This is a genomic window from Paracoccus jiaweipingae (assembly GCF_044335505.1).
Classification (GTDB): Bacteria; Pseudomonadota; Alphaproteobacteria; order Rhodobacterales; family Rhodobacteraceae; genus Paracoccus.
Genome location: NZ_JBISBS010000013.1, coordinates 1 through 5,257, shown reverse-complemented (window position 1 = coordinate 5,257; position 5,257 = coordinate 1). Strand labels below are relative to the sequence as shown.

Sequence of the window (5,257 nt, the reverse complement as noted above, 5' to 3'; positions counted from 1 at the left end):
CCAACCTCGACCGCATCAACAGCAAGACCTTCACCGTGCCGGAACTGCGGGCGCTGCTCGGGGTCGCAGAGGGCAAATTGAGCCGGTTTGCCAACCTGAAAGCATGGGCATTGGTGCCTGCGATTGAGGAAATTAACCAGCTATCGCGCCTGACCCTGACCGCCACGCCTCGCAAGATCGGGCGAACGGTGGCCAGCGTCACAATTGCTTGGGAATTGAAGGACGATCCGAGCGCCGCGAAGCGCGAACTATCCCGCCCCCAGGTAGGCCGGAAGGCCCGCCGTGAAGGCACGGCGGAAGCCCCTGTGCGGGCCTTCCCCGCAACGGGCGGGATAACCTTCGATGACCACTGGAAGGCTCTCAAGCGGGCTGCGGGCTGCAACATGGACAACACCATGATTGCCGAGAAATTCCGGGCGTGGTGTGCCTCGAAGGGAATGGCGCTCGATGCCCGCAACATTGAGCAAGCCTTTTCCAACTTCTGCGGAAAGGTAGGCCGGGTATGATCCGCGCAACCCTGATACGGTCTCGGTGAGACGATGCGAGACCCCATGAGATACACCCTCGGGACAGCTGCAAAAGCCACAGGCAAGTCCAAGACAACAATTCAGCGGGCAATTGCGAAAGGCAATATTTCCGCCGAAAAGTTGAGAAATGGCGGCTACTCCATCGACCCAGCCGAACTCCACCGCGTGTTTCCTCGGCTTTCCGGTGATACCGTCTCGCGCAACCCCGAATTGGACACTACAAGACCCCCAGATGAGACCCCGGAACTCAGGGCAAAAATTGAAGCTCTGGAAGCCATGCTGACCCGTGAGCGCGAGGCACTGGATGAGGTGCGGGCAGACCGGGACGCATGGAAGCAGCAGGCCACCGCTCTGCTGGCTGCGCCACCAAAGCGCAGGAGCTGGTGGCCATGGAAGTAACGATTGGAAGGCAGAACGAATGAATTTTGTGAAGCATATCTTTGGAACGGTTCACACGCGCTATCTCATCCGGGCATATGTGATCAGCGCAGCATTATTGGCCTATGCGCTTTGGTATTTCTCAAGCCAAGCAGGGCTGGTGGGCTACCAGAAAGCCGTCATGTTCGGATACGCGATCCTGTCAGCCGTTCTCTTCCCCTTCTCGAAGCTGGTCTGGGATGAACTCAAGGGCCTCATCACCAATGACACAACCGTAACGATCACGCCTCTCAATGAGGTTGGTTTGATGGTTTCCCTGATGAGGTTCGTAGGGAAGATCGTCGTCAACGTCTTGCTATGGTTCTTTGGGATTGCCATCGCTCCACTCGGGATCTTGTATCTTTGGCTGCGGAACAGAAACATCACATGACCGACGAAACCCCACCGCCGCGCCTACGCCCCCGGATCAAATCTGCCCCACGAATCCGGCAGGTCTATTGGTGCGATCTTCCCGAGGACGCCCAGCTTCCAGAGTTCTGGAAGCGCCGCCCGGTCCTGATCATGTCGAAGACGGTGAAGCTGCACGGGAGCGTCACGGTTCTGCCCTTCACCACGAAGTCGCAGCCTGACAACCCCATGGCCTTTCCGATGGCCTCTCCCATCGACGGGCAACGGACATGGGTGATCTGCGATTACCTGACTACGGTGGCGGTGAGCCGCCTGCACATGCCGGGCAGGGTGGTCCCTCGCATCAGTCAGGAAGACTTTAACCAAATCGTAGGCTTTGCCCTGCAAAATTTGCCGCGCCCGGATCATTGAATTTGTCCGCCAGTGCGGATATATTCGAGACAGATACGGCGCGGGCTTGCCCCGTGTCCGCTGCCCGTCTCGGCGGGAACTAGGTGCGAAGGGGTGGCTATGCTGCCCCTTTCGTCATTTTGGAGTGCCAGCATGACCGACGACGAAACCCGCGCCCGCGCATGGTGGGCCACGCTGTCCCCGTCGGATCGGGCCGAACGCCAGGACGAACTGCGCCGCCAGCTCGACGGCTTCGGCATCGAGCATCCGACCGATGAGCGCGGTTGGATCATGGCGGCATGGGAAAGCGAGAATGCATGAGCGGCGATGCGGGCGATAACACTATGCCGCCGAAACCCGCTGACACAGCCCCAGATCAGCAAGCGCACACGCTGGACGACATGCCCGCCGAATTGAAGGCGGGGATGATCGCAGCGCTAGAGCGCGAACGGGACAAGAGGCGCATGACCGTGCTGGCGATGTATGCCCAGCATGGATCGTGCAGCTATGGCGAGATCAGCGCGGCGCGTCTCCGGTCGATCCTGCACGGCGACACCCCGACCGATGCGGAGCGCGTCCGCTTCGAGCAGGCCATGCTGGAGATGCCCGCGGATTCCGTCCCGGACCTCGCGGCGGAGATCGGCATGACAGCCGCCGAGATCGAGGAGCGCACCATAGCACTATCCGGCCACGCGCCGGGGGTCCGCTGGTAGCAACCCTGCTATTCTCCGCATCTGATGCGGAGAATAGGCCGCGTAATCTCCGCAGCCCCGCCTGAGAACCCCACAATCGCTCGGCTCCCTTTGCTCTATGGGGGAGCCGTCCGCCTCGCTCATGTGGATTTTTCAGGCTCCCCGCAAAGCCCCGACGACATCGCCCGCCACAAGGCAGGGGAGGAGGGGCTTTGCAGCCGCCATTGGCGGCTTGGCAAGGCGCGGCCCGAAGGGTTGCAAGCCGCGCAGATCGCTGGCCGAAGGTTGCAAGATCGGAGCAGCCCCGCAGGGCCCGCCTTTTCTGATCGCCCGCAGGGTGGTCAAAAAAGGGTAAGCGGGTTACCCTTCTTATAGAGAGGGGTAACAAAGCAGGAAACACCATGGGCAAATCGGGGTCTGCGAGAGTGAAGGCGGGGGACGCTGCATACGGTGGCGCGATGGTCGATCATGAGCTTCGCCGGGACTTCAACGGCAGTCGCCGGGCGGTGCGCGATGTGCCGCCCCTGATCTGGTCGCCCTACGCCTCCGGCGAGCCTCCAGAACCACTGGACAGGCACGGCGACGAGGAGGAGGAACGGCTCCGGCAGATTGAGCTTGAGCGCATCAAAGCTCTGATCGAGGTGGCCGACGAGAAGCGGAACTTCACCCTGATGGATGCCTACGAGGCCCACGTCGAAGGGGCGCGGCGCAGTGCCGGCTCTCACAAGCTGTTCCAGCATGCCTTCCTGCAATTCCCGACCGATATCGAGATCACCCCCGAGAGCGAGAGGGAAATGCTCGCCCAGGGCGTGGCCTTCATCAACCGGACCTATGGCGGCAACGCCGTGTTCCATGCCCGCCTTGACCGCGACGAGAAGGGCAGACACGGCGTCGATGTGTTCTTCGCTCCCCGCTACGCCAAGACCACCGCCAAAGGCACGGAAGACTGGATCAGCCTGTCGAAGTTCAGCAAGGAACTGGCGCGGGAACGCTTCGGCCAGCGTCCGAAGACAGTGAAGAACCGGAAGACGGGCGAGTTCGAGCCAGTCAAGGACAAGGCCGGGAAACCCCTGATGGTCTGGAACGACAGTGGATACTTTCAGGGCCGCGCCTTGCAGGACGCCTTCTTCGAGCACCTGCGCGGCATGGGGCTGGAATGGGCCGTGCGGGGAGAGCGCAAGAAGACCCGCGACGACGATTGGAAGACCCCGGAGCAGATCGGGGCCGAGAAAGACCTCCAGAGAGCGCGAGAGGAGGCCGCAGAGGCTAAGGCTTTCATCGCAGATTCGGAACGCATCGCGGACACCCATTGGGATCGAGCCAGCGCCGCCATGGACGCCCTGAGCGCAGCAGAGGCCCAGAAACAGGCCGTAGAGCGCGAAGTCGCCCAGATCCGCGACAAGGCCCTGAGAGAAGCCCAAGAGGCCTCTGAGCGCGCCTCAGAGGCGATCCGGGAGGAGATCGAGGCCCAGCTTGCACCCAAAAAGCTTGTCCTGAAGCCCCCGACAGTGAAGCGGGAGGGTGATCCAGCCCCGCAGAAGCCCCCAGAGCGGCCCTACAGGGCCTTGGTGGCCAAATTGCTGACCGAGGCCCGCGAACGCATCCAGACGGCCCTACAGGCCTCCCCAGAGGCTCAGGACGTGCGGGCGGCTATCTCACAGCTGGAACGGGTCAAAGAGCGCGAAACACGGGCCATGGTCGAACGCCGCCGCGAACTGGAGCGCACGGCACGTCAGGTCGAGGAGAACAAGCAGCAGGGCAACAAGCTGCTCAGCGGGGAAGCCCGACTGGCTCAATGGCATTCCTTCGTTGAGGTCATGAAGGACAAAGTGCGGACCGTGTTCGGTGAGGCTGGCTACCAGCGCCTAGCAGACGCCGTGAACGAGGAATGGAAGAACCACCCCGACAACCTGACCAAACCACCCCACCAACCAGAGCCACCTAAACCGTCCGGGCCTTCCGGTGGGTTTTCGCCCTGATCGATTCTCAGCAGTTTCACGGACCTCACCACAATCAGCGCCGGAGGCGCATGGTTTGAGGTGTTCGAAACAGTCCGATAGGCACCAAAACACCCCTAAATTTTCAAAAAGGGGAGCTTGCTCCCTTCTTGTTCAATAAGTTCTTAAGTTCAGGGGAAAATATAACATCAAAATCAAAGGCTTGCACTTCTATCGGTTAGGTTTGGGGCCGGAAAGGTTAGGTTTGGGGCCGGAAAGGTTAGGTTTGGGGCGGAAATTGCTAGTTGACTAGTTAGGTTTCCTGAATGAATAACTAACCATGGGAAAGACAATCGAAGTGGCCGCAGATCGCGCCTATGACCAGAGCAAAACCGTGTTGCCCGCCGAGATGGCGCGGGGCACCTACATGCAGAACGTGCCGGGGCTGGCTGCTCTCAAGCTGATGCATCTGATGATCGGCACGGCGGGCGGACGCATGGCCGATGATGTGCGTCACGAAATACGTCTTTCGGACATTCGCGCGATCGACGGTATGAAGCACCACGACCGGGCCAGCCTGACGCCCCTGTTCGCGGAACTGGCCGCAGCGGTGCTAATCTCGGACGACAAGGAAAAGCAGGCTGTCACCATCGGCGGCTTGGTCGATGAGGCTCACATCGACTACCGCCACGAGGTCAGCGGCGACCTGCTGGTGACATGGACCTTCCGCAGCATGTTCAAGCGCATGGCGGCGGAATCCAATCATTGGGCCATTCTCGACCGTCAGACCGTGTTCCATCTCTCCAGCAAATACGCGGTGATGCTGTTCCAGCACGTCGCCAGCCTCTCCAACCTCGACCGCATCAACAGCAAGACCTTCACCGTGCCGGAACTGCGGGCGCTGCTCGGGGTCGCAGAGGGCAAA

7 protein-coding genes and 1 pseudogene are annotated in these 5,257 nt (G+C 60.9%); all 8 read left to right on the top strand.

The window, feature by feature from the left end:
* A pseudogene (locus ACFXP9_RS14270) lies at positions 1-506 on the top strand (replication initiation protein); the annotation flags it as partial.
* A 45-nt stretch (positions 507-551) separates the two neighbouring features.
* Positions 552-926 carry a MerR family transcriptional regulator gene (locus ACFXP9_RS14265; protein WP_397209405.1) on the top strand — a complete coding sequence of 125 codons (375 nt, stop codon included), beginning with the start codon at positions 552-554 and terminating at the stop codon, positions 924-926.
* A gap of 19 nt (positions 927-945) precedes the next feature.
* On the top strand, positions 946-1,335 hold the full coding sequence (locus ACFXP9_RS14260; RefSeq protein ID WP_397209404.1) for a hypothetical protein: 390 nt from the start codon (positions 946-948) through the stop codon (positions 1,333-1,335).
* The gene (locus tag ACFXP9_RS14255; protein WP_397209403.1) at positions 1,332-1,724 is read left to right on the top strand and encodes a type II toxin-antitoxin system PemK/MazF family toxin; all 393 of its coding nucleotides are present in this window, start codon (positions 1,332-1,334) and stop codon (positions 1,722-1,724) included. The genes ACFXP9_RS14260 and ACFXP9_RS14255 overlap by 4 nt, the downstream gene beginning before the upstream one ends.
* Before the next feature lie 132 nt (positions 1,725-1,856).
* A complete protein-coding gene (locus ACFXP9_RS14250; protein WP_397209402.1) occupies positions 1,857-2,024 on the top strand; it encodes a hypothetical protein in 168 nt (55 codons plus the stop codon).
* Entirely contained in the window at positions 2,021-2,416 is a 396-nt protein-coding gene (locus ACFXP9_RS14245; RefSeq protein WP_397209401.1) for a hypothetical protein, read from the top strand. Before ACFXP9_RS14250 ends, ACFXP9_RS14245 begins: the two co-directional genes overlap by 4 nt.
* Positions 2,417-2,853: 437 nt before the next feature.
* Positions 2,854-4,374 carry a hypothetical protein gene (locus ACFXP9_RS14240; RefSeq protein ID WP_397210308.1) on the top strand — a complete coding sequence of 507 codons (1,521 nt, stop codon included), beginning with the start codon at positions 2,854-2,856 and terminating at the stop codon, positions 4,372-4,374.
* Positions 4,375-4,672: 298 nt separating this feature from the next.
* The coding region (locus ACFXP9_RS14235; protein WP_397210306.1) for a replication initiation protein at positions 4,673-5,257 on the top strand (585 nt) is incomplete at its 3' end.